At 70.7% G+C, this 25,853-nt stretch carries 21 protein-coding genes and 3 pseudogenes; 20 read left to right on the top strand and 4 right to left on the bottom strand.

All coding sequences use genetic code 11. From position 1 onward, the window contains the following. Positions 1 to 65 precede the first annotated feature (65 nt). From uvrA to ACFFIA_RS04550, 17 genes and pseudogenes are all read left to right on the top strand, one after another. A pseudogene (gene uvrA, locus ACFFIA_RS04630) lies at positions 66 to 3,002 on the top strand (excinuclease ABC subunit UvrA); the annotation flags it as partial. A 755-nt stretch (positions 3,003 to 3,757) separates the two neighbouring features. Beyond that, the gene (locus ACFFIA_RS04625; protein WP_377245846.1) at positions 3,758 to 4,234 is read left to right on the top strand and encodes a Rieske (2Fe-2S) protein; all 477 of its coding nucleotides are present in this window, start codon (positions 3,758 to 3,760) and stop codon (positions 4,232 to 4,234) included. 60 nt (positions 4,235 to 4,294) lie between these two features. Then, positions 4,295 to 6,427: an excinuclease ABC subunit UvrC gene (uvrC, locus tag ACFFIA_RS04620; RefSeq protein ID WP_377245843.1), complete on the top strand. Its 2,133-nt coding sequence runs from the start codon at positions 4,295 to 4,297 to the stop codon at positions 6,425 to 6,427. Positions 6,428 to 6,436: 9 nt separating this feature from the next. Continuing rightward, positions 6,437 to 7,327: an RNase adapter RapZ gene (gene rapZ / locus ACFFIA_RS04615; RefSeq protein WP_377245840.1), complete on the top strand. Its 891-nt coding sequence runs from the start codon at positions 6,437 to 6,439 to the stop codon at positions 7,325 to 7,327. Positions 7,328 to 7,482: 155 nt separating this feature from the next. Next, positions 7,483 to 8,424 carry a gluconeogenesis factor YvcK family protein gene (locus ACFFIA_RS04610; RefSeq protein ID WP_377245837.1) on the top strand — a complete coding sequence of 314 codons (942 nt, stop codon included), beginning with the start codon at positions 7,483 to 7,485 and terminating at the stop codon, positions 8,422 to 8,424. Positions 8,425 to 8,467: 43 nt separating this feature from the next. After that, positions 8,468 to 9,448 (top strand): DNA-binding protein WhiA, encoded by a 981-nt coding sequence (whiA, locus tag ACFFIA_RS04605; protein ID WP_377245834.1) that lies wholly within the window; start codon positions 8,468 to 8,470, stop codon positions 9,446 to 9,448. A gap of 160 nt (positions 9,449 to 9,608) precedes the next feature. After that, entirely contained in the window at positions 9,609 to 10,613 is a 1,005-nt protein-coding gene (gene gap, locus ACFFIA_RS04600; RefSeq protein WP_377245831.1) for a type I glyceraldehyde-3-phosphate dehydrogenase, read from the top strand. Further along, complete coding sequence (locus ACFFIA_RS04595) at positions 10,613 to 11,809, top strand: phosphoglycerate kinase (protein ID WP_377245828.1); 1,197 nt, start codon at positions 10,613 to 10,615, stop codon at positions 11,807 to 11,809. The genes gap and ACFFIA_RS04595 overlap by 1 nt, the downstream gene beginning before the upstream one ends. Then, the gene (gene tpiA / locus ACFFIA_RS04590; RefSeq protein ID WP_377245825.1) at positions 11,809 to 12,600 is read left to right on the top strand and encodes a triose-phosphate isomerase; all 792 of its coding nucleotides are present in this window, start codon (positions 11,809 to 11,811) and stop codon (positions 12,598 to 12,600) included. Before ACFFIA_RS04595 ends, tpiA begins: the two co-directional genes overlap by 1 nt. 84 nt (positions 12,601 to 12,684) lie before the next feature. Further along, positions 12,685 to 12,819 carry a hypothetical protein gene (locus ACFFIA_RS04585; protein ID WP_377245822.1) on the top strand — a complete coding sequence of 45 codons (135 nt, stop codon included), beginning with the start codon at positions 12,685 to 12,687 and terminating at the stop codon, positions 12,817 to 12,819. A gap of 186 nt (positions 12,820 to 13,005) precedes the next feature. Then, positions 13,006 to 13,383: a LamG-like jellyroll fold domain-containing protein gene (locus ACFFIA_RS04580; protein ID WP_377245819.1), complete on the top strand. Its 378-nt coding sequence runs from the start codon at positions 13,006 to 13,008 to the stop codon at positions 13,381 to 13,383. Between the two features lie 192 nt (positions 13,384 to 13,575). Continuing rightward, positions 13,576 to 13,830, top strand: a pseudogene (locus ACFFIA_RS42575) (hypothetical protein); the annotation flags it as partial. 55 nt (positions 13,831 to 13,885) lie between these two features. Continuing rightward, positions 13,886 to 15,439: an RHS repeat-associated core domain-containing protein gene (locus ACFFIA_RS04570; protein WP_377245813.1), complete on the top strand. Its 1,554-nt coding sequence runs from the start codon at positions 13,886 to 13,888 to the stop codon at positions 15,437 to 15,439. Continuing rightward, positions 15,420 to 16,298: a polymorphic toxin-type HINT domain-containing protein gene (locus ACFFIA_RS04565; protein ID WP_377245810.1), complete on the top strand. Its 879-nt coding sequence runs from the start codon at positions 15,420 to 15,422 to the stop codon at positions 16,296 to 16,298. Before ACFFIA_RS04570 ends, ACFFIA_RS04565 begins: the two co-directional genes overlap by 20 nt. Then, positions 16,291 to 16,683, top strand: coding sequence for a hypothetical protein (locus ACFFIA_RS04560; protein ID WP_377245807.1), 393 nt, complete (start codon positions 16,291 to 16,293; stop codon positions 16,681 to 16,683). Before ACFFIA_RS04565 ends, ACFFIA_RS04560 begins: the two co-directional genes overlap by 8 nt. 192 nt (positions 16,684 to 16,875) lie before the next feature. Beyond that, positions 16,876 to 17,253, top strand: coding sequence for a hypothetical protein (locus ACFFIA_RS04555; protein ID WP_377245804.1), 378 nt, complete (start codon positions 16,876 to 16,878; stop codon positions 17,251 to 17,253). 406 nt (positions 17,254 to 17,659) lie between these two features. Next, the gene (locus tag ACFFIA_RS04550; protein ID WP_377246268.1) at positions 17,660 to 18,037 is read left to right on the top strand and encodes a DUF4328 domain-containing protein; all 378 of its coding nucleotides are present in this window, start codon (positions 17,660 to 17,662) and stop codon (positions 18,035 to 18,037) included. Between the two features lie 114 nt (positions 18,038 to 18,151). On the opposite strand, the gene ACFFIA_RS04545 is transcribed toward ACFFIA_RS04550, so the two are convergent. Beyond that, complete coding sequence (locus ACFFIA_RS04545; protein WP_377245801.1) at positions 18,152 to 21,193, bottom strand: BTAD domain-containing putative transcriptional regulator; 3,042 nt, start codon at positions 21,191 to 21,193, stop codon at positions 18,152 to 18,154. A gap of 353 nt (positions 21,194 to 21,546) precedes the next feature. Here ACFFIA_RS04545 and secG point away from each other — a divergent pair, with 353 nt between their 5' ends. Together secG and ACFFIA_RS04535 are read left to right on the top strand one after the other, a co-directional pair. Further along, positions 21,547 to 21,801 carry a preprotein translocase subunit SecG gene (secG, locus tag ACFFIA_RS04540; protein ID WP_377245798.1) on the top strand — a complete coding sequence of 85 codons (255 nt, stop codon included), beginning with the start codon at positions 21,547 to 21,549 and terminating at the stop codon, positions 21,799 to 21,801. A gap of 103 nt (positions 21,802 to 21,904) precedes the next feature. Next, entirely contained in the window at positions 21,905 to 22,249 is a 345-nt protein-coding gene (locus tag ACFFIA_RS04535; RefSeq protein WP_377245795.1) for an RNA polymerase-binding protein RbpA, read from the top strand. A 133-nt stretch (positions 22,250 to 22,382) separates the two neighbouring features. Here ACFFIA_RS04535 and ACFFIA_RS04530 read toward each other — a convergent pair whose 3' ends face one another. Continuing rightward, a complete protein-coding gene (locus tag ACFFIA_RS04530) occupies positions 22,383 to 23,402 on the bottom strand; it encodes a helix-turn-helix transcriptional regulator (protein ID WP_377245792.1) in 1,020 nt (339 codons plus the stop codon). A 64-nt stretch (positions 23,403 to 23,466) separates the two neighbouring features. Here ACFFIA_RS04530 and ACFFIA_RS04525 point away from each other — a divergent pair, with 64 nt between their 5' ends. Then, positions 23,467 to 23,826 (top strand): YybH family protein, encoded by a 360-nt coding sequence (locus tag ACFFIA_RS04525; RefSeq protein ID WP_377245789.1) that lies wholly within the window; start codon positions 23,467 to 23,469, stop codon positions 23,824 to 23,826. 45 nt (positions 23,827 to 23,871) lie between these two features. Here ACFFIA_RS04525 and pgl read toward each other — a convergent pair whose 3' ends face one another. Beyond that, entirely contained in the window at positions 23,872 to 24,642 is a 771-nt protein-coding gene (gene pgl / locus ACFFIA_RS04520) for a 6-phosphogluconolactonase (RefSeq protein ID WP_377245786.1), read from the bottom strand. A 133-nt stretch (positions 24,643 to 24,775) separates the two neighbouring features. Further along, a pseudogene (locus tag ACFFIA_RS04515) lies at positions 24,776 to 25,765 on the bottom strand (glucose-6-phosphate dehydrogenase assembly protein OpcA); the annotation flags it as partial. Positions 25,766 to 25,853 lie beyond the last annotated feature (88 nt).

The following is a 25,853-nucleotide window of genomic DNA, read 5'->3' as shown; positions in this document are numbered from 1 at the left end:
AAGTGTCATACCGGGGGTCTAGAGTTGCGCCGGCAGTCTGTGGACGTTCTCCCCGGGGGCAAAGAGTGGCTGATCGGCTGATCATTCGTGGCGCGCGCGAGCACAATCTGCGCGACGTCAACCTCGACCTGCCTCGCGACGCGATGATCGTTTTTACCGGGCTCTCCGGCTCGGGCAAGTCCAGCCTCGCGTTCGACACGATCTTCGCGGAGGGGCAGCGGCGATACGTGGAGTCGCTGTCCTCCTACGCGCGGCAGTTCCTCGGGCAGATGGACAAGCCCGACGTCGACTTCATCGAAGGGCTCAGCCCGGCGGTGTCGATCGACCAGAAGTCGACGTCGCGCAACCCCCGCTCGACGGTCGGCACGATCACCGAGGTCTACGACTACCTGCGGCTCCTCTTCGCCCGGGTCGGCGAGCCCCACTGCCCCAAGTGCGGCCGCCCGATCTCCCGCCAGACGCCCCAGCAGATCGTCGACCGCGTGCTCGCGATGGACGAGGGCACGCGCTTCCAGGTGCTCGCGCCGGTGGTGCGCGGTCGCAAGGGGGAGTATGTCGACCTGTTCGCCGAGCTCCAGTCGAAGGGATACGCGCGGGTCCGCATCGACGGCGTGGTCTACCCGCTGACCGAGCCGCCGAAGCTGAAGAAGCAGGAGAAGCACACGATCGAGGTGGTCGTCGACCGCCTCACCGTCAAGGCCAGCGCCAAGCAGCGGCTCACCGACTCGGTGGAGACCGCGTTGCGCCTGGCGGCCGGCGTGGTGCTGCTCGACTTCGTCGACCTGCCGGAGGATGACGAGCACCGCGAGCGCACGTTCTCGGAGCACCTCGCCTGTCCGTACGACGACCTGTCGTTCGAGGCGATGGAGCCGCGGTCGTTCTCCTTCAACTCGCCCTACGGCGCCTGCGTCGAGTGCACCGGCCTCGGCACCAAGAAAGAGGTCGACCCCGAGCTGGTGGTGCCCGACCCGGAGCGCACGCTGCGCGAGGGGGCGATCCAGCCGTGGTCCGGCGGCACCACTCTCGAATACTTCCTGCGGCTGCTCGAAGCGCTCGGCGACCAGGAGCACTTCGACATCGACACGCCGTGGCGGGCGCTGCCGTCGCGGGCGCAGAAGACCATCCTCCACGGCGCCGAAGACCAGGTGCACGTCCGCTACCGCAACAAGTACGGGCGGGAGCGCTCCTACTACACCGGCTTCGAGGGCGTGGTGCAGTGGATCGAGCGGCGGCACGCCGACACCGAGTCCGACTGGTCGCGCGACAAGTACGAGGGGTACATGCGGGATGTGCCCTGCCCCTCCTGCGGCGGCGCGCGGCTCAAGCCCGAGGTGCTGGCGGTCACGATCGACGGCAAGAGCATCGCCGAGGTGTGCAACCTCTCGGTGGGGGAGTGCGCCGACCTGCTGGGCGCGATGACGCTCAACGACCGGCAGAAGATGATCGCCGAGCGGGTCCTCAAGGAGATCAACGCGCGGCTGCGCTTCCTGGTCGACGTGGGTCTCGACTACCTCTCGCTCGACCGGCCGGCGGGCACGCTCTCCGGCGGTGAGGCGCAGCGCATCCGGCTCGCCACGCAGATCGGCTCCGGGCTGGTCGGCGTGCTGTACGTGCTGGACGAGCCGTCGATCGGCCTCCACCAGCGTGACAACCACCGGCTGATCGAGACGCTGGTGCGGCTGAAAAACCTCGGCAACACGCTGATCGTGGTCGAGCACGACGAAGACACCATCCGCACCGCCGACTGGGTCGTCGACATCGGTCCGGGCGCGGGCGAGCACGGCGGGCGCATCGTGCATAGCGGCTCGGTCGAGGGTCTGCTGAAAAACAAGGAGTCGATGACCGGGGCCTACCTCTCCGGCCGGCGCGAGATCCCCACGCCGGGCGTGCGGCGGATGCAGATCCCGGGGCGCGAGCTGGTGGTGCAGGGCGCCCGCGAGCACAACCTGAAAAACCTCACGGTGTCGTTCCCGCTGGGGCAGTTCATCGCGGTCACCGGCGTCTCGGGGTCGGGCAAGTCGACGCTGGTCAACGACATCCTGTACACGGTGCTGGCCAACCAGATCAACGGCGCGCGACTGGTGCCGGGGCGGCACACGCGGATCACCGGCATCGACGACGTCGACAAGGTGGTGGGCGTCGACCAGTCGCCCATCGGCCGCACGCCGAGGTCAAACCCGGCTACGTACACCGGGGTCTTCGACCATGTCCGCAAGCTTTTCGCGGAGACGACCGAGGCCAAGGTCCGGGGGTACGGGCCGGGGCGCTTCTCGTTCAACGTGAAGGGCGGCCGCTGCGAAAACTGCGCGGGCGACGGCACGATCAAGATCGAGATGAACTTCCTCCCCGACGTGTACGTCCCCTGCGAGGTCTGCAAGGGCGCCCGCTACAACCGCGAGACGCTCGAGGTGCACTACAAGGGGCGCACGATCTCCGAGGTGCTGGAGATGCCGATCGAGGAGGCGGCTACCTTCTTCGAGGCGATCCCGGCGATCCACCGCCACCTCAAGACGCTGGTCGACGTCGGCCTCGGATACGTGCGGCTGGGCCAGCCCGCCCCCACGCTCTCCGGCGGCGAGGCGCAGCGCGTGAAGCTGGCCTCCGAGCTCCAGAAGCGCTCGACCGGCCGCACGGTGTACGTGCTGGACGAGCCGACCACCGGCCTCCACTTCGAAGACATCCGCAAGCTGCTGCGCGTGCTGGAGAGCCTTGTCGACAAGGGCAACACGGTCATCGTGATCGAGCACAACCTCGACGTCATCAAGACGGCCGACTGGCTGATCGAGATGGGCCCGAGCGGCGGGCACCGGGGCGGCACTGTGGTCGCCACCGGCACGCCCGAGGAGATCGCCGAGGTGCCGGAGAGCGCGACCGGCGAGTTCCTGCGCCACGTGCTCGGCCTCGCCGGCGAAGCCACCGGCGCCGCGGCTGCCACCTCCCGCGCCGCTAAGGCCAACGGCACCGCGCGCGGCTCCGCCTCGACCCGTTCGGCGCGGTCCTCCGGCCGCACCGCTGCGGTGTCATCCTCGGGCTCGGGCCGCGGGGGCGCGGCCGGCTCGGGCACGGCTTCGTCGGGCTCGGGCGCGGCTTCGGGCTCGGGCCGTAAGGCGGCGGGGGCCAAGGGGGCGACCAAGGCGGCTGCCGCGAAGAGCGCCGGAGCGGCCAAGCCGGCGGCTTCCACGCGCGGCGCCAAGGCGGCGGGCGGCGCGAAGGAGACGGCCAAGGCAGCCCCCGCGAAGGCGACCCGCCGGGCGACGGCCAAGACCCGCGGCTGACCCGCCCACCGTCGCTCGTGGCGCCCGGCCAGAGCGGGCGGCCCGCGCCGGGCTCGCGGGCCGGTGATGCCTGTCGCGAGCGGCTGAGCCCGTCCGGCTGTCCTGGGCGGTCGACCGGGCGGCTCGTCGCGCTCGCGGCCGGTGGTGGTAATCGCTTGGGGTGAGATGCTGCTGTGCGCCTCCGCGGTCGAGGACGTTACGGAGAGTGACCTTCCCGGTTCGGTGACGAGGGCGACGCGAGCGCGTTCGGCGGCGGACGAGAAATCGAAGAACGTGCGTTCATTCGCGATCTCCGGGAGCGGTGATGTTGAGCTTTTGACGATTCGTGGCAGGGGGTATGAGCAGCGGCAACGTCGGTCTCGCGAGGGGACGAACCGGACACCACGGAAGGCTCGGTGAACCGGAGCGGCCGGGCACTCGTGTGTACTGGCGTGGCCGTGGTCGACCCGACCGCGGTGAGCCGAAGACAGGAAGGGTGAGGCATGAGCGAGGAACAGGCGGTGACGCAGTCGGGGATCACCACCCGCCGGGCGCTACTGGCGGGTGCGGGGGCCATCGGCACGACCGCGCTGTTGGCGGCGTGTGGCACCGACCCCGACGAGGACACCACCTCCTCCGGCGACACCCAGTCGAACGGCGGGAGCGACCCCAGCGCGGGCGCCGGTGACTCGGGCGGCGCGCTGGCCCAGGTGAGCGAGGTGCCGGTCGGCGGGGGCACCATCATCGCGGCCCAGAGTCTCGTGGTGACGCAGCCGACCGAGGGTGAGTTCAAGGCTTTCGACTCGAAGTGCACGCACCAGGGTTGCCCGGTGACGGCCGTCGAGGGCGGGACGATCAACTGCAACTGCCACGGCAGCAAGTTTTCGATCACCGATGGTTCGGTGAAGACCGGCCCGGCCACCAAGCCGCTGGCCGAGCGTCAGATCAAGGTGGACGGCGACAGCATCACGCTCGCCTGAGACCACGCCGCCCGGCCCGCGCCTCGCGAAAGTGACAGAGGCGCGGGCTAGGCTCGACGCGTGGCAGACCCGTCGACGTACCGTCCCGCACCGGGCACGATTCCGGACGCTCCGGGGGTCTACCGCTTTCGTGACGTGAGTGGGCGGGTCATCTACGTCGGCAAGGCGAAGAGCCTTCGCAGCCGGCTGAATTCGTACTTTGGCGACCTGTGGCACCTGCACCAGCGCACCCAGCAGATGGTCACCACCGCGGCGGCGGTCGACTGGGTGACGGTGGGGAGCGAGGTCGAGGCGCTCCAGTTGGAGTACTCCTGGATCAAGGAGTATGACCCGCGCTTCAACGTCAAATACCGCGACGACAAGTCATACCCGTATCTCGCGGTCACGCTCGACGAGGAGTACCCCCGTCTCCAGGTGATGCGCGGCGCCAAGCGCAAGGGCGTGCGCTACTTCGGTCCGTACTCACATGCCTGGGCGATCCGCGAGACGCTCGACCTTCTCCTGCGCGTCTTCCCGGCGCGCACCTGTTCTTCGGGGGTTTTCAAGCGGGCCGGCCAGATCGGCCGCCCGTGCCTGCTCGGCGACATCGGCAAGTGTTCGGCGCCTTGCGTGGGGCGGGTGAGCGCCGCGGAGCACCGGGCGATCGTCGAGGAGTTCTGTGACTTCATGGCCGGTCGCACCGAGACGATGGTCAAGCGGCTCGAGCGGGAGATGATGGCCGCTTCGGAGCGGCTGGAGTTCGAGTTGGCCGCCCGGCTGCGCGACGACGTCGTGGCACTGCGGCGGGCGCTGGAAAAGCAGGCGGTGGTCTTCGGCGACGGCACCGACGCGGATGTGGTGGCCTTCGCCGAGGATCCGCTCGAGGCGGCGGTGCAGGTCTTCCACGTGCGTGGCGGGCGCGTGCGTGGCCAGCGCGGCTGGGTCGTGGAAAAGACCGAGGAGCTGACGACCGGCGATCTGGTGCACCACTTCTGCAGCCAGGTCTACGGCGGCGAGCAGGGCGAGGGCGACGTCCCCCGCGAGCTGCTCGTGCCCGCCCTCCCGCCCGATGCCGACGCGCTCGCCGACTGGCTGAGCCAGCACCGGGGGAGCCGCGTGCAGTTGCGCGTGCCGCAGCGAGGTGACAAGAAAGCGTTGCTGGACACGGTCGCGCGCAACGCCGCCGAGGCGCTCACCCGCCACAAGCTGCGCCGCTCGGGCGATCTCACCACGCGCAGCAAGGCGCTGGAGGAGATCGGCGAGGCGCTGGGGCTCACGACCGCGCCGCTGCGCATCGAGTGCTACGACGTCTCGCAGATCCAGGGCACCGACGTGGTCGCCAGCATGGTCGTCTTCGAAGACGGGCTGCCACGAAAGAGTGAATACCGGCGCTTCGCGGTGCGCGGCGCCACCGACGACCTGTCGGCGCTCTCCGAGGTGCTGCGGCGGAGGTTCGCGCGATACCTGGAGGCGCGCGCCTCGGTTGGCGAGCTCGATGCCGAGGAGGCGGAGGATCCGGAGCGGCCGGGCATCGACCCGACGACAGGGCGTCCGCGCAAGTTCGCCTACCCGCCCCAGCTTGTCGTCGTCGACGGCGGCCAGCCACAGGTCAACGCGGCGGCCGCGGTCTTCGCCGATCTGGGCATCGACGACGTGGCCCTGTGCGGGCTGGCGAAGCGGCTGGAGGAGGTGTGGGTCCCGGGCGACGACTTCCCACTGATCCTGCCGCGCGCGTCCGAAGGGCTTTACCTTTTGCAGCGCCTGCGGGACGAGGCACACCGGTTCGCGATCGCGTTCCACCGCGAGCGGCGGTCAAAGCGGATGACAGTGTCCAGTTTGGACTCGATCCCGGGGCTCGGCGAGGTGCGGCGCAAGGCGTTGCTGCGACACTTCGGCTCGCTCAAGCGGCTGGCGGCGGCGAGCGCCGACGAGATCACCGAGGTTCCCGGCATCGGCCGGCGCACCGCGGAGGCGATCGTGGAGGCGGTGGGCGGCGACGCGCCCACACCGCGTGCGGCAGCCCTGGCGGTTGGCGCGGATCCGGGTGAGGAGGCGGCCACGCCCGGCCACGCCGGCGGGGAGGCGATCGTGGAGACGGGGGGCGGCGACACGCCCGCGCCAGGTGCGGCCGTCCCGGCGGATGGTGCCGGTCCGGACGACCAGCCGGGCACGCCCGGCCATGCCGACGGGGCGGATGCCGCCCCGAGCGCCTAGGATTCTCTGGTGCACGACGACTCCAGCGCACCGCCCGACGACGAGACCGAGCTGGTGGTGGTGACCGGCGTCTCCGGCGGCGGTCGCAGCACCGTGGCCCGGGCGCTGGAAAACGTCGGCTTCTACGTGGTCGACAACCTGCCCCAGGCGCTCATGCTCGACATGGCCGAGCTCGCCCAGAAGGCGGGCGGTGCGGCCCGGCACACCGCGATGGTGCTCGACGTGCGCAGCCGGGCGTTCTCCACCGACCTGGTCGGCGCGATCAAGGCGCTCAAGGAGCGGGGCTTCCATCCGCGTGTGGTGTTCGTCGACGCCGACGACGAGGTGCTGATCCGGCGCTTCGAAAGTGTGCGGCGCTCGCATCCGCTCCAGGGCGACGGGCGGCTCGCCGACGGCATCGCGGCCGAGCGCAAGCTCCTTGAGGAGGCGCGCGACCACGCCGACGTGATCATCGACACCAGCCACCTCAACGTCAACCAGTTGCGGCGGCGCGTGGAGGAGCTGTTCGGCGGCGAAGACGCGCGGCGGCTGCGGGTCACCGTGCTCTCCTTCGGCTTCAAGTACGGTCTCCCGCCCGACGCCGACTTCGTGCTCGACGCGCGCTTCCTGCCCAACCCGTACTGGGTCCCCGAGTTGCGCGAGCACAACGGGCAGGAGGAGGCGGTCAGCACGTACGTGTTGGGGCAGCCGGGCGCGGGCGAGTTCGTCGCCACGTACGCCAACCTGGTCGGGGCCACCGCGCCCGGGTTCGAGCGGGAGGGCAAGCGCTACCTCACCGTGGCGGTCGGCTGCACGGGCGGCAAGCACCGCAGCGTCGCGATCGCCGAGGAATTGGCCGACCGCCTGCGACAGGCGCGCATCTCGGCCCACGCCCAGCACCGGGACCTGGGGCGGGAGTGAGCGAGTCTGGCATCGGCCGCACTGCGAGGCGGCCCGTGAGCGAGCCATTGGCTTCGGTGAAGGCGGACGGCCTGGGGCCTGGTGTCAGGCGGCCTGCGAGTGAACCATTGGGCTCGGTGAAGACGCACGGCGTGGGGCGTAGGGTGAGGCGGCCGATGAAGGTCGTGGCGTTCGGTGGTGGGCACGGGCTCGCCGCCTCGCTCCGGGCGCTGCGCCACTGCCAGGCCGATCTCGACCTCGACATCACCGCGGTCGTGACGGTGGGGGACGACGGCGGGTCGAGCGGGCGGCTGCGGGCGGAGCGGGGCGCGCTGCCCCCGGGCGACCTGCGCCAGGCGCTGGCCGCGCTCGCCGACGCCGAGGCGATGCGCACGGTCGACCTCTTCCAGCACCGGTTCCGCCCGCCGGGGCCGCTGACCGGGCACACGGTGGGCAACCTCGTGCTGCTCGGGCTGATGGAGCTGTTCGGCGACCCGGTGGCGGCGCTCGACCACGCCGCGACGATGGTGGCCGCCGCGGGGCGCGTACTTCCGATGTCGTGCGAACCGCTCGGGATCGAGGCCGAGGTGCAGGGCGCGGATCCGGCCGTACCCGACGACGTGCTGACGGTGCGCGGACAGCACGCCGTCGCGGTGACCCGGGGGCGCGTGCTCTCGGTGCGGTTGACGCCGGCGCAGCCGGCGGCGTGCCCCGACGCCATCGAGGCCGTCGCGGCGGCCGACTGGTTGATCTTCGGACCGGGCAGCTGGTACACGAGTGTGATCCCGCATCTGCTCATGCCCCAGTTGGCCGCCGCGATCGTCGCCAGCCCGGCCCACCGCCTGGTCACGCTCAACCTCGCGGAGGAGAAGGAGACCCTCGGCCTGTCGGTCGCGGGGCACCTGGCGGCCCTCCGGTGGTACCTGCCCGAGCTGCGAATCGACACGGTCATCGCAGACGAGAAGGCCGTAGGCGACCCCGAACCGGTGCGCCATGCGGCAGAATCGCTGGGTGCGCGGCTCACTCTCGCCCCGGTGGCGATGGCAGACGGCAGCGCCCGGCATGATCCGGCGGCGCTTGGCGCCGCGCTGGTGCCTGTCTTGGGCGCCGGTCGTTAGTCACAACTGAAGCGCCCGCAACTGTCCAGGAGATGACGACGAAATGGCTATGACGGCGGCGGTAAAGGACGAGCTGAGTCGGGTCGACGTGCCGAAGCCGTGCTGCCGTCGATCGGAGATGGCCGCGCTGCTCCGGTTCGCCGGCGGCCTGCACATCGTCTCCGGACGGGTCGTGGTGGAGGCCGAGCTGGACACCGGCGCGGTGGCCCGGCGGCTGCGCCGCGAGGTGGCGGAGGTCTACGGATATCCGAGCGAGATTCACGTTCTCGCCTCGGGCGGGCTGCGCAAGGGCAGCCACTACATCGTGCGCGTGGTCAAGGACGGCGAGGCGCTGGCCCGCCAGACCGGGCTGCTCGACGTGCGCGGGCGCCCGGTGCGCGGCCTCCCGCCACACGTGGTCTCGGCCGGCATGTGCTGCGCGGTCTCCGCCTGGCGGGGCGCGTTCATGGCGCACGGCTCGCTGACCGAGCCGGGCCGCTCGTGCGCGCTGGAGATCACCAGCCCCGGGCCAGAGTCGGCGCTCGCGCTGGTCGGCGCCGCGCGGCGGATCGGCGTCAGCGCCAAGCAGCGCGAGGTCCGCGGGGTCGACCGGGTCGTGGTCAAGGACGGCGACGCGATCGCCGCGCTGCTGACCCGCATCGGCGCGCACTCCAGCGTGCTCGCCTGGGAGGAGCGCCGCGTTCGCCGCGAGGTGCGCGCCACGGCCAACCGCCTGGCCAACTTCGACGACGCCAACCTCCGCCGCAGCGCGCGGGCCGCGGTCGCCGCGGCGGCGCGGGTCACGCGAGCGCTGGAGATCCTGGCTGACGACGCGCCCAACCACCTCACGAGCGCCGGCCAGCTCCGCTTGGAGCACCGTCAAGCCTCGCTCGAGGAGCTCGGCGCGCTCGCCGACCCGCCGCTGACCAAGGACGCCATCGCGGGCCGGATCCGTCGCCTGCTGGCCCTCGCCGACAAGCGCGCCAAGGATCTGGGTATCCCCGACACTGAGGCGGCCGTCACACCAGAAATGCTTGTGGGATGACGAAGAAGCCCGAAAACGGGTAACCAAGGTCGGGCGTAACGCATCAAGTTGACCGCCCGGAGCCGGTCACCCCGGCCCAAAACCAAAACGGCGACTCGGATACTGTCATAGGCGGCGACGAGGCCGATAAATGACAGAGTCACAAACGAGGAGATGGACCGTGACCATCCGCGTTGGCATCAACGGCTTCGGCCGGATCGGCCGTAACTTCTTTCGGGCGGTGCTGGCGTCCGGCGCCGACATCGAGCTCGTCGGCGCCAATGACCTGACCGACAACGCGACGCTCGCCCACCTGCTGAAGTACGACAGCATCCTGGGCCGCCTGCCCTACGAGGTCAAGGCCAACGGTGACGAGATCACCGTCAACGGCAAGACCTTCAAGGCGCTGGCCGAGCGCGACCCGGCCAAGCTGCCGTGGGGCGACCTGGGCGCTGACGTCGTCATCGAGTCGACCGGTTTCTTCACCGACGGCGGCAAGGCCAAGGCGCACGTCGACGCGGGCGCCAAGAAGGTCATCATCTCCGCGCCGGCGAAGAACGAAGACGTGACCGTCGTCATGGGCGTCAACCACGAGACGTACGACCCGGCCCAGCACACGGTCATCTCCAACGCCTCCTGCACCACCAACTGCCTCGCCCCGATGGCCAAGGTGCTGCACGACGGGCTCACGATCGAGCGTGGCCTGATGACCACGATCCACGCGTACACGCAGGACCAGAACCTCCAGGACGGCCCGCACAAGGACCTGCGCCGCGCCCGCGCCGCCGCGCTCAACATCGTGCCGACCTCCACCGGCGCCGCGAAGGCGATCGGCCTGGTGCTGCCGGAGCTCAAGGGCAAGCTCGACGGATTCGCGCTGCGCGTGCCGATCCCGACCGGCTCGGCGACCGACCTGACCTTCACCGCCGGCCGCGAGACCTCGGTCGAGGAGGTCAACGGCCTGATCAAGACCGCCGCCGAGGGCGCGCTCAAGGGCATCCTCACCTACACCGAGGACGACATCGTCTCGTCCGACATCGTTACCGACCCGGCCTCCTGCATCTTCGACGCCGGCCTCACCAAGGTGATCGGCGACCAGGTCAAGGTCGTCGGTTGGTACGACAACGAGTGGGGCTACTCCAACCGCCTCGTGGACCTCGTCAAGCTGGTTGGTTCCTCGCTCTGATGAAAACGCTGGACGACCTCCTCGCCGAGGGAGTCGAGGGTCGGCGCGTGCTCGTGCGCGCCGACCTCAACGTCCCTCTCGACGGCAAGACGATCACGGACGACGGCCGCATCCGTGCGGTGCTGCCCACGCTGCGCGCGCTGAGCGAGGCGGGCGCCCGGGTCATCGTCGCCTCCCACCTGGGCCGGCCCAAGGGCGCGCCCGACCCGAAGTACTCTCTCGAGCCGGTCGCCCAGCGCCTCGGTGAGCTGCTCGGCCGGCCGATCGCCTTCGCCACCGACACGGTCGGCGAGTCGGCGAGGTCGGTGACCGCGAGCCTTGCCTCCGGTGACGTGGCGCTGCTGGAAAACCTCCGCTTCAACGCGGGCGAGACGAGCAAGGACGAGGCGGAGCGGGGCGCGTTCGCCGACGAGCTGGCCGCGCTCGTCGAGGCGTACGTCGACGACGCGTTCGGTGCCGTGCACCGCAAGCACGCCAGCGTCTACGACGTGGCCCAGCGGCTGCCGCACTTCGCCGGTGGCCTGGTGCTGCGCGAGCTGGAGGTGCTGGTCAAGCTCACCGGGCAGGCTGGCGACACCGCTCGGCCGTACATCGTCGTCCTGGGCGGTTCCAAGGTCTCCGACAAGCTCGCGGTGATCGAGGCGCTGCTGCCCAAGGTCGACAAGCTGCTGGTCGGCGGCGGCATGTGCTTCACCTTCCTCAAGGCCCAGGGCCACGAGGTGGGCAAGTCGCTGCTCGAGGCCGACATGGTCGACACCTGCCGTGACCTGCTCGACCGCGCCGCCGGCCGGATCGTGCTGCCCGTCGACGTGGCCGCCGCGAGCGAGTTCTCGGCCGACGCCTCGTGGGACGTCGTGCCCGTGAGCGAGATCCCGGCCGACCGGCTCGGCCTCGACATCGGCCCGGCCAGCGTGAGCCTCTTCGCCGAGGCGCTCGCCCCGGCGAAGACCGTGTTCTGGAACGGTCCGATGGGCGTCTTCGAGCTGGCGCCGTTCGCGTCCGGCACGCGGGGCGTCGCCGAGGCGATCACCAAGGTCGACGGCTTCACCGTGGTGGGCGGCGGCGACTCGGCCGCGGCCGTGCGCACGCTTGGCCTCGACGACGCTGCCTTCGGGCACATCTCGACCGGCGGGGGCGCCTCGCTGGAATACCTGGAGGGCAAGACCCTCCCCGGCGTCGCCGCGTTGGAGCAGTGATGGCCCAGTCGTCGCGCCGGCCCCTGATGGCCGGCAACTGGAAGATGAACCTCAACCACCTCGAGGCCAACCTGCTCGTGCAGAAGCTGGCCGCCAGCCTCAACGAGCAGCAGCTCAACGATGTCGAGGTGGTGGTGCTGCCGCCGTACACCGACATCCGCACGGTGCAGACGCTGGTCGACGGCGACAAGCTCCTGCTCGGATACGGCGCGCAGGACCTCTCGCCGCACCCCAAGGGGGCATACACCGGCGACGTCTCCGGGCCGATGCTGGCCAAGCTCGGCTGCCAGTACGTGGTGGTGGGGCACTCGGAGCGCCGGCAGTACCACCACGAGGACGACGCGCTGGTCAACACCAAGGTCAAGGCGGCCCTGGCCAACGACCTGGCGCCGATCCTGTGCATCGGTGAAGGGCTGGAGATCCGCGAGGCCGGCGAGCACGTGCCGCACGTGATCGCCCAGCTCGACGGGGGCCTCGACGGGCTCACCCCGGCGCAGGTGGAGAAGGTCGTGGTGGCGTACGAGCCGGTGTGGGCGATCGGCACCGGCAAGACCGCCACGCCGGAGGACGCGCAGGAGGTCTGCGGGGCCATCCGGCAGCGGCTCGCCGAGAAGTTCGGGCAGCCGACGGCCGACGCGGTGCGTGTGCTGTACGGCGGCTCGGTCAAGGCGGCCAACGTCGCCAGCATCATGGCCAAGCCGGATGTCGACGGCGCGCTGGTCGGCGGGGCGAGCATCGACGCCGAGGAGTTCGTGCAGATCTGCCGCTTTCCGGAGCACCTCGCCCGCTAAGGGTTTTCTTGTCGATGGGCGGGCCCGCAGCGGGCCCGCCCTTCGCGTCTCGTCTGCGGCCGGCGGTTGGCGTACCTTCATCCGGTGGTCAACGTGAAGGAACTCCTTCGTGGCCGTCGGGCGTGGTACATCGGCGCCGGAGTGCTCGCCCTGGTCGCCGCCGGTGTGGGGTTGGCCCTCTGGACGGCCCCCGATCCCGAGCCGTCACCGACTCCCTGAACGACCCGCTCGGCGACGCGTTGGCCATCACGACCTACAACGGGGACGCCGCTACGACGCCGGTCGGTCGGTGGCGGCTCGACGAGGGCAGCGGGACCATCGCCCGCGACTCGTCCGGCAACGGCACCGGACGGACCGCCAACGTCACCTGGTCCACCGAGCGCGGCGGCGCCGCCGTGTTCACCGGTGCGCCCGGCTCGCACATCACGACGGACGGCCCCGCCCTGGACACCGCCCGCTCGTACACGGTGGCGGCGTCGGTCAAGCTCGCCAGCCTGCCCGGCTCGAACCGGGCGGCCGCGTCCCAGGACGGCGAGATCCGCAGTACGTTCTCCCTTGGCTACGCCGCGACCGGCAACAAGTGGCGAATGGACCCACCTGACCGGGGTCTTCGACGCGGTCGCGAAGACGGTGACGCTCTACGTCAACGGTGTCGGCGTCCGCGTCGGCCGGGGCCATCACCCTCGGGTACGACGACCGCGGCCTTCTGACCAGTGTGGACGGTGTGGCGGGCAGTTCCTCCTTCGCGTACAACCCGGACGGTCAGGTGACGACCCGCACTGACGCCGCCGGCACGACGACGTACGGCTACGACACCGCCGGTCGGGTCGCGACGATCGCCAACCCGGACGCCGGGTCAGCGCCGCCCTCACATACGACAACCTTTCACTCGTCCGGACGATCGGATACGGCGGTACCGGCGGCAACACCCGGACGCTGACCTACGATCCGCTCAAGCGACTCACCGCCGACGAGGTGACGACCGGGGCCGGCGTCTCGGTCGGCAAAATCGAGTACGGGTACGACGCCAACGGCAACGAGACCTCGAAGTCGACCACCGGCTTCGCCGGATCGGCCAGCAACACCTACACGTACGACCTCGCCGACCGGCTCACCTCCTGGGACAACGGCACCGCGACCGTCGCGTACGCGTACGACAAGGCCGGCAACCGGGTGCAGAACGGTGGCAGGACGTTCACCTACGACGCCCGCAACCAGCTGACGACACAGGTCGACGGGGCGACGACCACCACCTACACGTACACCCCGCGCGGAACGCTCTCCCGTGCGGTGGCGGGCGCGGCGACGCTGGACACCCGAGGCGGACGCCTTCAACCAGATCCTGTCGCAGGACGCCGCGACCGCTGGCACCCGGACGTACACCTACGACGGTCTGGGCCGGGTGATCCGGCCCAACTTCGCCTACACCGGCGTGGGCAACACGCTGGCCGCGGACGGCACCGCCAGGTACGTCCGGGACCCCGGCGACGACCTCTTCGCGGTCCGCAACGGCACGTCGACCCGGCTGGCCTGGACCGACCTGCACGACGACGTGGTGGGCCAGCTCACCAGCACAGCGACCACATTGGACGGTTCGACGACGTACGACCCGCTGGGCAAGGTACTCGTCACCACCGGGATGTGGGGCAGCCTCGGCTACCAGTCGGAGTGGACGGACGAGTTCACCGGCCGGGTCAACATGATGGCCCGCTGGTACAACACCGACACCGGCCAGTTCGACACCAGGGACACCGCCACCGTGTCGCCGACACCGGACTCGGTCGCCGCCAACCGTTTCGCGTACGGCGACGACAACCCGCTGACCACCACCGACCCGACCGGGCACTGGGGCCTGAAGTCCTTCGTCAAGAAGGCCACCTCGGCGGTGACCCGCACCGTCAGCAAGGCGACCTCGACCGTGTCCCGGGCCTACAACGCGGCGACGACGACCGTGAAGAAGGCCGCCACCACCGCGAAACAGACGGCCAAACGAGCCGCCACGGCTGCGAAGAAGACCGTCAAGAAGGCCCACAGCGCCGTGAAGAAGGTGGCCAAGAAGGCTGTCAAGGCGGCGAAGAAAGCGGTCAACAAGGGCCGCAAGTACGTGTCCAACAAGGCCCACCAGCTGAAACAGAAGGTCAAACAGGCCGCCAACAAGGTCAAACAGGCAGGCAAGAAGGCGGTCGCGAAAGCCGTCCGGACGGTGAAGAAGGCGGCCACTGTCGTCAAGGACGCCGCGAAGGCCACCGGCAAATGGGTCAAGGAACACAAGGACACCCTCATCGAGATCGCGGCCATCGGCGCCGGGATCCTGGCCGGCCTGGCGTGCACCGCGGCGACGGCGGGCGCCGGTGCGGTGGCCTGCATGGTGGGCGCGGCCGCGCTGGTGAACGTCGCCAAGGATTACGCCCAGGGCGACATCAACAGCGTCGGCGACCTGTTGACGTCGGCCGGTACCGGAGGCGTTCCAAGGTCTGCTCGGTGGCGCTGGCGGGGCGATCGGCGGCCGGATCGCCGCTGCCGCGGCGGGCAAGCTGGGCGGCGCCGCCGCGTCGCTGGGCGGTCGGGTCCTGACCGGTGGCGCGGTGGCCGGTGTCGAGGACGCGGTGACCCAGTACGCCACCACGGGCCGGGTGAGCTTGACCGGTGTGGCCATGTCGGTCGGCATGGGCGCGGCGTCGGGCGGTCGCGGGCGCGGCGGGCGTGTGCCCGCCGGGGGCGCGCGTCCTGGTGGCGACGGGGTGGACGTACCTGGCCGGGGTTCGGGTGGGGTGACGAACTGCCGGAAGCACAGTTTCAGCCCCGACACCAGGGTGTTGATGGCGGATGGGTCGAGTAAGCCGATCCGGGACGTGAACGTCGGGGAGCGGGTGGCGGCGACCGATCCGAGGACTGGGCTCACCACTTCCCGGTCGGTGACGAGGCTGCACATCAACACGGACACCGAACTGACAAACGTGACGGTGAAGGTTTCCGGTAAGGGACCGCGTGCGCCGGCGCGGGCCGGTGCGGGGTTGAAGGCTCGGGTGGGGGTGGCGGCTGCCGCGGTGATGGTGGCGGCTGGTGTGGCGGTCGGCTCGTCAGCGGTGGTGGAGACGACGGCGCATCACCCATTCTGGGATGAGACCGCTGGGTCGTGGGTCGATGCGTCCGAGTTGCGGGTCGGCCACGAGCTGCGTACGGCGGATGGCAGGGTGGCGACGGTCACCGCGGTGGAGAACTTCACCGGCGCCGAGACGATGCGCGACCTCACCGTCGACACCATTCACACGTACCATGTACTCGCCGGCAACACCCCGGTCCTCGTCCACAACTGCGGCGAGGCAGAGGTGCACTGGGATCCAGATATGAAACATGCGCAGATCACAGTTACGCCATCCGGTGGAAGGGCCATGACTACTGAGCAGGTCGTGACTGCCTATGGCCCCAACGGGGGTGTCGCGGGTGGCCCTACAACCGGTGGTATTGCAAATCCCATGGGGCCAAATGCGATCTCTATAAAGATTCCGCTTCCTGATGGGGCGGGGGCGCGTAAGCATCAGCTCTCTGGATTGGGTGCGGACCTCGGACCCTATTCCACTATAAGCAATAGCTGCGTCACCTACTGCGTTGCTATCCTAAGGGCAGGAGGGGTGGATATGCCGGAGGGGGCGCGGGGGGCGATATGGTTGAAACGGCAGATGAATAATGGTGGATAACGGTGATAAGCGGCAGCTTGACGTGCTTGCGGAAATAATTGCGAGCAAGCGGGTAGGGCGGGATCACGTGCGCCTTGCTGCCGAGATAGTTATTGTCGATGATGACCTTACTGAGGCGGTGCTGGCGCACGGAGAGCCCAGCACGGAGGGATGGTTCGATGCGAACGAGAAAATTCAAGATCGTATCGAGGAGTATCAAGACGCCTGGGTGGGTCTCAATTCGGTTCGCTCGATGATTGTGGGTGGAAGCCTGACCTGTGAAGCGCTAGTAGCCCTCAACCGGCTTACGTTGACGATGCGAGCCTCCATTGATCAGTACAAAGCGACTGTTGCTAGGCTGAATGAGCTGGGTAAGAATGATGATCTGGATGTGAATGACTTTTAATTGTCGCCTATGAATGACTTATCCGAACGGCGCGACATCGGCCTGGCCGCCTGAGCTCGGGTGGGCGTGAATTGGGCTCGGTCGATCAGAGCAGCGAGCTTGCCACGTACCTCGTCGGCGTCGGGGAGGTCGAGTTCGTCGAGGAGTACCGCGGAGTCCAGCAACGAGGTCACCGCGTTCATCCCGCTGGAGGTGACCGGTCAGGTCATCACCGCCGATGTGGTGCGAACCCAGCGCGGCCACGCCCGCTGGCTGCGCGAGATTTACCACCCTAAACACGTCACCGCCGACTTTGCCGTTCCCGTAGGCATGTTCCGGGCCACCTCGTACCACTATCGCAACGAAGTTCTATTCGTCCCTTCCGGTCACGCGCTGGACCTGACCGAGACAGCCGAGCGGGTCGAGGCCGAGGGATCCTCTCACGTGATCCCGGACGGCAAGATCGTGGACTTTGGCCTTTGGGCGCAGAAACGCCAGCACGGCGGTGTCTGTCGAGTTCCACAACCCGTAGGGGCAGCGGGAATCGCCGACATCGTCGTAGACTGCGTCGGCTTGTTCGTCACCACCTGACACCGGCCCAGTCGGAGATCTGCTGCTTTTCTCTTCCACGCACACTGCTTCACGCGAAGGCTGCCCGTCGGACATATCCGGCAAGGAGGGCCAGTGAACTGCCAGACCTGCGGCATGCCGCTGCGCTCTCGATCGCGGAGATGCGCACGGTGCCCGCGCTCGACGTCACCGGCGAAGATCCCCGGCTATCCGGTATGCGGTGTCGGCATGCCGCGTCTGTCGCCGTTGCCGCAGCCGCCGTCGCCATCGTGTGTGGTGCACTATGGCCAATCGTCGGCATCGCACTCGCCAAGCAGGCCGCCAAAGATCGCGACGCCACCCCGCTGGATAACGCGCTGATCGCCGAAGCCCTTGTCAACAGCGCAGTCCAGCTCATTACGATCACCGCTGCGGTACTCGTCATGATCTGGCTCTACGCGCTCGGGCAAATCTTGACTCTCTCGGCGTCACAAATGCCGGCCCCGGTCGTGGCTGGGCGATCGGCGGTTGGCTCATTCCTGTCGTCAACCTCGTCGTCCCGTTTCGTGTCACCGCCACTGTCGCGCGTGCCAGCCTGCCCCGTACCACTGCGTTGGAAGTGATGCTCTGGACCTGGTGGCTGGCCTGGGTCTGCCGCACCGGCCTTGAGCTGATCCTCGGCAGCGTCGACACCGCCGCCTACGAGGCGCTTCCGGCCCGGTGTGCACGCCCGCCGAGTTCCAGCAGTACGCCGGCTACTACCAGGATCAGATCCCGCGCAACCTACCGGGCGCAGTCCTCACAGTCCTCGTCGGCGTGCTCCTGATCACTTTCATTCCGCGGATCAGCCGCGCCCAGGAGGAGCGGCTCGCACCCACTCCGCCGGCCACCGTCGCCACCGCAGAGCCGGAGCGCCTGCTCACCAGATCTCGGGCGGGCGTCAGCCGACCAGTCCGGCGAGCTTGCCGCGTACCTCGTCCGCCTCGGGGAGGTCGAGCTCTTCGAGCAGGACCAGCGCCTGGCGCCACGCGTTGCGGGCCTGTTCGAGCTTGCCGGCGGCGTGGTGGGCGTCGCCGAGCCGGGTCAGCGTGCCCGCCTCGTGTGACCGGTCGCCCGCCGCCCGGAACATCTCCAGCGCCCGCTGGAAGCTCCCCACCGCCGCGCACTGGTTGCCCAGGTGGTGGTGCGCGTAGCCGATGCTGTCGAGCGTGGCCGCCACGCCCGGCCGGTGGTCGATCTCCTGGAGCAGGGCCAGCGCCTTCGCGCAGTACTCCAGCGCCTCCCGGAACTCGCCGTTCTGCGCGTGGTACCAGCCGACGTTGTTGAGCGCGTTCGCCTCGCCGACCCGGTGGCCGCCGGCCCGGTACAGATCGAGGGCCTTGCGGGCGTGGTAGAGCGCGTCGCGCCGGTGGCCCTGCGTGCCGCACATGAAGGCGAGGTTGCGGTGCGTGTTGGCCTCGCCGAGCCGGTCGCCGATCTCGCCGAAGAGGTCGAGCGCCCGCCAGTAGTGCACGTGCGCGTCGACGAAGCGCCCGACCCGCGCGTACGCCCGCGCCACGCCCCGGTGCGCGTCCGCCTCGTCTGAGCGGTTGCCGAGGCGGCGGGCGGCGCGGAGCGCGAGATCCTGCACGCCTAGCCAGTCGTGCCAGTGCCCCTGGCGGTCGAGGTAGGTGGTCATCGCCCAGGCCATCTGCCACGTGTGCGTGTCGTATCCGTCGGACGCGGCGCACTCGACGATCGCGAGCAGCGTGGCGTGCTCGGCGCCGAACCAGGCCAGCGCCTGCCCCTGGTCGCCGACCTCCTCGATCGTCACGCTAGGCCGGGCGGGCGTGCGGGTGATCTGGTCGCGGTGCGGGTTGAGCTGCGCGTCCGCCGCGTACGCGGTGTGCAGGTAGTGGTCGAGCAGCCGATGTGGCGCCGCCTGCCGCTCGGCGTCCGGGTCGGTCTCCGCGCTGAGTTCGGCCGCGTACGCGCGGAGCAGGTCGTGGAACGCGAACCGCCCGGGCGCCTGCTCGGCCAGCAGCCGAGCCCGGACCAGCTCTGCGAGGAGCGGGCGCACCTGGCGTACCGGCATGCCAGCGAGGCTGGCCGCGGCGGAGGCCGTCAGGTCGGCGCCGGGGTGGAGGCCGAGCAGCCGGAAGAGGCGGGCCGTCGCCTCGCTCAGGGCGCGGTAGGACCAGGAGAAGACCGCGCGCACGTCGGTGGCGGGGTCGGTGCCGGAGAACGCGTCGAGCCCGCCGCGCGCCTCGCGCAGCTCCTCGGCGAGCCGGGCGAGGGAGATGCCGGGGCAGGTCGCGGCCCGCGCGGCGACGATCACGAGGGCGAGGGGGAGGCGCGCGCACGCCTCGACGATGGCGGCCACCGCCGCCGGCTCGGCCGCGATCCGGTCCGCGCCCAGCCGGCCCGCGAGCAGATTGCCGGCCTCCGCGGGACCGAGCAGATCCAGCGGTACGGGGTGCGCGCCCTCGGCCGCCACGAGACCGGCGAGCTGGTCGCGGCTGGTCACGATCACCAGGCAGCCGGGTGAGCCGGGGAGCAGTGGGCGTACCTGGTCGGCGTCGCGCGCGTTGTCGAGCACGACGAGCATGCGGCGGCCGGCGAGGAGGCTGCGGTAGAGGGCGGCCTGCGCGTCCAGCCCCACCGGCATCCGCTGGGCCGGCACGTGCAGGGCGTCGAGGAAGCCGCGCACGGCCTCGTCGGGCGGCACTGGGCCGGCCGGGTCGAAGCCGCGCAGGTTGACGTAGAGCTGGCCGTCGGGGAAGCGGTCGGCGACGCGGTGTGCCCAGTGCACCGCGAGCGCGGTCTTGCCCACGCCCGCGGTGCCGTCGATCGCGGTGATCATAACGGCCGTGCCCTGCGGGGAGCGCGCGACGGGCAGCAGCGCGTCGAGCCGTTCCAGGTGGGAGGTGCGCCCGGTGAAGCCCGGCACCGCCGCCGGAAGCTGGCGTGGCCGGGGGGCGGCGGGGCGGACGACCTGCTCCTGCCGCAGGATGCGCAGGTGCGTGTCGCGCAGCTCGGCCGAGGGCTCGACGCCCAGGTCGTCGGCGAGGCGGCGGCTCACCTCGGTGAAGAGCGACAGCGCCGCGGCCCGCTCGCCCGAACCGGCCAGCGCGACCATCAGCTTGGCGGCGACCCCCTCGTGCAGCGGCTCGTCGGGCGCCAGCTCCTGGAGGCGGGCCACCGCCGCGGCGTGCAGCCCCAGGTCGGCGGCGAGGTCCGCGTACGCCAGCGCGACCCGTACGCGCTGCCGCGCCGCCGCCACCGCCGCCGGATGGGAGCGGAGCCGAGGGCTCGCGCCGGCCAGCACCGGCCCGCGCCAGCAGCGCAGCGCCCGGTCGAGCAGGTCGACCGCAGCGGCACTGTAGGGCTCGGCGGTGCCCCGCTCGGCCAGGTCGGAGAAGCGGGCGAGGTCGAGCTCGTCGGCCGCGAGGTCGAGCGTGTAGCCGTCGCCGGCCAGCCGGATCACCTTGCCCGGCGAGCGTGGCTCCCGGTCGGGGTCGAGCCGCACGCGCAGCCGCCCCACGTACGTCTGCACCATGCTCAGGCAGGTCTTCGGCGGCTGGTCGCCCCAGAGCACGTCGACGATCTCGTCCCGGCTCACCACGCGGCCGGGCTGGATGGCGAGCAGCGCGAGGAGGTCACGCTGGGGCGCGGGGCCGAGATCGACCGCCGAGCCGCCGGTGCGTACCGAGAGGGGGCCGAGGACCTCGGCGCGCAGGTGGCGGTCGGCGGCGGCTTCGGCACGCGGCCCGGGGACGGCCGCGAGCAGCCGCTCCCGGTCGGGCGCCGCCAGCCCCAGCGCCTCGGCGAGGCGGCGCAGCGAGGGGGCACGGGGCGTGTCGACCCGCTCGTGCTCGATGTCCCGGATCGTGCGTACGCTGACCGCGGCGCCGGTCGCCAGCTCCTGCTGGGAGAGTCCGGCCGCCAGACGGTAGCGCCGTAACAACGAGCCCACCGTCGCCTCGGCGTTCTGCGGGGCCATATCCGGTTTGTTCCTCGTGAGCATCCGGGGCGGTACCCGGGCCATCCTGCCGGTTTCTGCCGCCCCGGGAAACCAGCTTTCCGGCTGGAAAGCGTTTCCGCCGGTCAACGGGGGTGCCGCCGCCACGCTTCCGACCTGCTCAGCGTTGTGTCAACGGCGGGCGGCGATCCATATCGTTCTCGTGGCCGGAGGGGCCGGTTCGCACCGGATATGGGGGCGGTACGGGCCGGCCCGTCCGGACGAGCTTCCGCTATCCTTGGTGGGCTTACAGTGTTCCAGTTGTCGATGGACTTCAGCTGCCGACGTGCCTCTGCGGTCCTTGGGCCGCTGTGTCGAGAGGACTGACCGCCACCATGCCGATCGCGTTCGCATACACGTTGATCGTGTTGTTGATCATCACCAGCTTCCTGCTGATGCTGCTGATCCTGCTGCACCGGGGCAAGGGCGGCGGCCTCTCCAGCATGTTCGGTGGCGGTGTGAGCACCAGTCTCGCCGGCTCGTCGGTGGCGGAGAAAAACCTGGACCGTTACACCATTCTGGTGGGGATCGTCTGGTTCGCCTGCATTGTCGGCCTGGGCCTTTGGCTCAAACTCGCGATGAACTCCTAGGGTCTCCAGCACCGTACGTAGTCATAGACTCTGCGCGGTCTGTTTTATCCATGGTTCCCCATCGCGACGTCGAACCCTCAATCGACGACAGGAGCGAAGAGCCGTGCCACATGGCAGCGCCATCCGAGGCACTCGCGTCGGTTCGGGCCCGGTGCGGCCCACCGAGCGGTGCGACCCCGCCCCTCGCCAGCCCGTGACGTACTGGTGCGCCAGGGGCCACACGATCGAGGTCCTTCTCGCGGCTGAGGCCGCCCCGCCCGCCACCTGGGACTGCCCCCGTTGCGGCCAGCCGGCTGGCCTCGATCGGCAAAACCCGCCCGGCCCGTCGCGGTCCGAGCCCTACAAGTCGCACCTGGCGTATGTGAAGGAGCGCCGCAGCGACGCCGATGGCGAGGCCCTGCTCGCCGAGGCGCTGGCCGCGCTGCGCCGCCGCCGGGGCGAGCTCTGACGCCGGTCGCCCAGCCCGCACGTCCAGGACCTGTCTTCCGACGGCGTGCCCGGACCATGGCGGACCCAGACGACGACCGGCAGCACGGACTCGGCCCGGACCTCGCTCGACCGACCTCGATACACACAGGCCCCTAGCCGACCGGGCGTAGCGCCGCGGTCAGCTCGGGGCGACTTCGTACGCCCGTCTTCGCGAAGATCGTCTTGATGTGGTCGCGGACCGTGTGCGGAGATAGGTACAGGTCGGTGGCCACCTCGCGGGTCGAGCGGCCGGCCAGCAGAAGCTCCACGATCTGCCGTTCCCGTGCGGAGAGCCCGTAGCCGTCGAGGGCAAGCGTGGTGACCGCCTCGGGGCGGCTGCGCTCGATGGAAATCGCGATGCGCGACGGGTCGGCGAGGCGCCAGCCGTAGAGCGTGGCCCAGCCACCGTGGCGGGTGGGCACGCGGACCGAGGCAGGTGCCTGCCCTGGGATGGCCTTGGCCGCCACCGCGTACACCGCGGTCGGGAGCCCTCTGGGATGAGCGCTGCCACCGGCGAGGTCCGCCAGCAGCGCGTCGGTGCCGGCGGTCGACGACGCGACCCGGTATCGCTCGTCGAGCAGGAGCAGGCCCGGATGCGCCGCCTGGCCGGTCTCGGGCGGCGCGGCGCGCAGGAGGATGCGGCGCACACCACGGGCCAGGTGACGGCCGAGCGTGGCGACGAAGCGGCTCTCCGCAGGCGTGAACGGTGGCGAGCCGGGCTCGCGCAGGAAGACGAAACCGCCCCAGGCCGTGCCCCGGTCGAGCAGGACGAGTCTCAGCTCCTGGCCGTATCCGCTGGGCCGGAGCACCTCGTGGTATCGGCTGCTGGCGCCCCGGTCGGTCAGGACCGCCGTGGGGCGCTGCTCGCGGGCGAGGTCGGCGAAGAGGTTGGCGTCGCCGGGATGGTACTCCAGCTCGAACAGCCTGCCGAGCAGAGCCGGCGAGAGCTGGGTGGCGTGCACGCCGGTCGTCTTCACCAGCGTCCCGGGGTCGAGGGTGAAGCCGCACCAGCCCTCCACCGGCACCGCGCGGCCGAGCGCCGCCGCGGACTGCCGCAGTAACCAGGTGAGGTCCGGCGCCGACTCGGCGACCCGCAGCACGCGGTCGCGGGTCTGCGTCTGGATCGCGCGCACAGCGCCACGCTACCCCCATGGCGCGGGATATCGCGGGGCTCTGCGGCCGGCCTACGGTCAGGCCATGCCGAACGCACAACGCCCTGAAGACCTGCACCTGCTCTTCGTCGACGGCGTCAACCGCAAGGACCTCGACGCGCTGCTGGCGCTCTACGAGCCCGGCTCGGTGACGATCGGCCTGGACGGTGCCCGGCTCTCCGATCACGCCTCGCTGCGCGCGATGCTGGCGGGATTCGTCGGCGCGGTGGACCGCATCGACGGGGAGACGCGCAAGCTGATCGTCCACGGCGACCACGCGCTGATGTCGGCGAGATTCCGAGCCAATGGGGGTGAGGTCACCGGAGTGAGCGGCGAGGTGGCGCGCCGGCAACCGGACGGCAGCTGGCGCTTTCTCATCGACGACCCGACCTTCGGGGTGGCCTGACAGCTTCGCCCGGCCCGGTCGGGGCCGGGCGAAGCACAGATCAGCTCAGCGGAGGCTGCGCAGCCTTGGCGCCACCTCGGCCGCGGCGGCGCGGTCGAGCAGCCAGAGTGTGCGCTCGACCCCGCGTACGCCCGAGGCGGGCACCTGCACCGGGCCGCCGCCGGCCATCGCCATGCCCACCGCGTCGGCCTTCTCCGGGCCGGCGGCCATCAGCCAGACCTCTTCGGCCGTGTTGATGGTCGGCAGGGTCAGCGTGACGCGGACCGGCGGGGGCTTGGGCGAGCCGCGGACGGCGCTGACGACCCGGGTCTCGTACGCGCTGGGGTGCTCCGGGAAGATCGACGCCACGTGCCCGTCTTCGCCCACGCCGAGCATCAGCACGTCGAAGTGGGGGAGCTGGGCGGTGCCCGGCTTGGCCGCTGCGGCGAGCGCCCCGGCGTATCGCGCGGCTGCCGCCTCGGGGTCGTTGCCGTCGGGGCCGTCGGCGGCGGGCATCGGATGGACCCGGGCCGGGTCGAGCGGGAGCGCGTCGAGCAGCGCCTCCCGGGCCTGGGTCTCGTTGCGGTCGGGGTCGCCGGAGGGCAGGAAGCGCTCGTCGCCCCACCACACGTCGACCCGGGACCAGTCGACGGCGTCGCGGGCGGGGAGGTCGCGGACGGCCTCGTAGACCGCCGCGGCGACCCGGCCGCCGGTGAGCACGATGCCGGCGAAGCCGCGGGCGGCCTGGGCGTCGATGAGCCGGACGACCAGCCGGGCCGCGGCGGCCTGGGCGAGCACCTTGGCGTCCGAGTGGACGATCACGCTGGTCTCACCCATTGTCCGAACCCCCTTCGCCGCCCGAGGAGCGGGCATCGTCCGACGCTACCCCGGCCCGGCCAGGCAGAGGGACGCCATCGGACGAGACGGCGCTGGGAGACGGGGGGAAGCCCACCGTGGGAGCGGACACCGGCGCTGGAGCGGACGCGGGCTGCCGCGCGGCGACGACCGGGTCCTTCCAGATGTGTACCCGCTTGGCCGGCCGACTGTCCAGATCGGACACACCGGCGTAGGTGCCCAGCGCGTCCGCGTAAATCTCGTCGGAGTCGAGGCGGCGCAGCTCCTCGGCCAGCTCCTCCCCGGTGGGGCGGCGGACGAGCGGCAGGTTGCGCGCGGCGTGCCCGGTGCGGGAGAAGGTTGCCGTGCTGTCCTCCCGGGTCAGCGAGAGCACCTCGCCGCTGCCGGACCGGAGCGTGACCGACCGCATGCGCGGGAAGTCGGTGGTCGCCTCCAGCTTGGGCTCGATACCCAGCCGCGCCTTGAGCCAACCGCTCATCAGCGCCGCGGTCGGGTCGGAGGCGGGCGCCACGATCGTCGCGTCGGTGACCTTCGTGTCGAGCGTGTCGAACGCGCCGGCCACCAGCGTGCGCCACGGGGTGATGCGGGTCCACGCCAGGTCGGTGTCACCCGGCGCGTAGTCGTTGGCCCGCTGCCGCAGCGCCGCGATCTTGTCACTCGCCTGTGCCGTGTCGGTGATCCGCCGGTCGGCCACGACCCCGAGGAAGTCGTTGGCGATCAGCTCCGGCGGCTCGCCGTGCCACCAGGTGACCACGGGCACGTCCGGCACGAGCAGCGGCATCACCACCGACTCGGCGTGCAGGGCGAGCCGGCCGTACATGCGCATGACCACCGCCTCGCACGGGCCGAGCCGCCCGCCGACCACGATCTCGGCGTCGAGCCGGTTGATGGGGCGCTCGAAGTCGGAACGCACCACCATCAGCAGCCGGCACGGATGGGCGGCCGTGGCGATCGTGGCGGCCGCCTCCGCCTCACGTACCCGCTTCTCGTCGACCACGACGATGAGCGAGAGCGCCATGCCGCTGGCCACGCTGCCGGCGCTGCGCCGCTCCGCGGCGAGGGCCTTGACGACCTCGTTCCCCGTGGTGTCCCACAAGCCGATCATTGCCTACCCCGCTCCGTCGCTCGGCGCTCGTCCGCCGTCGTGGTCGAGACCGTAGCCTCGCGACTCCCGCTCATGCCTACCCCGCTCC

Origin of the sequence: Phytohabitans kaempferiae, from assembly GCF_042433955.1 — a bacterium.
GTDB classification, from domain to species: domain Bacteria; phylum Actinomycetota; class Actinomycetes; order Mycobacteriales; family Micromonosporaceae; genus Phytohabitans; species Phytohabitans kaempferiae.
Note: the sequence above shows the minus strand (reverse complement) of the source record. Positions and strands in the feature narration are given on the sequence as shown.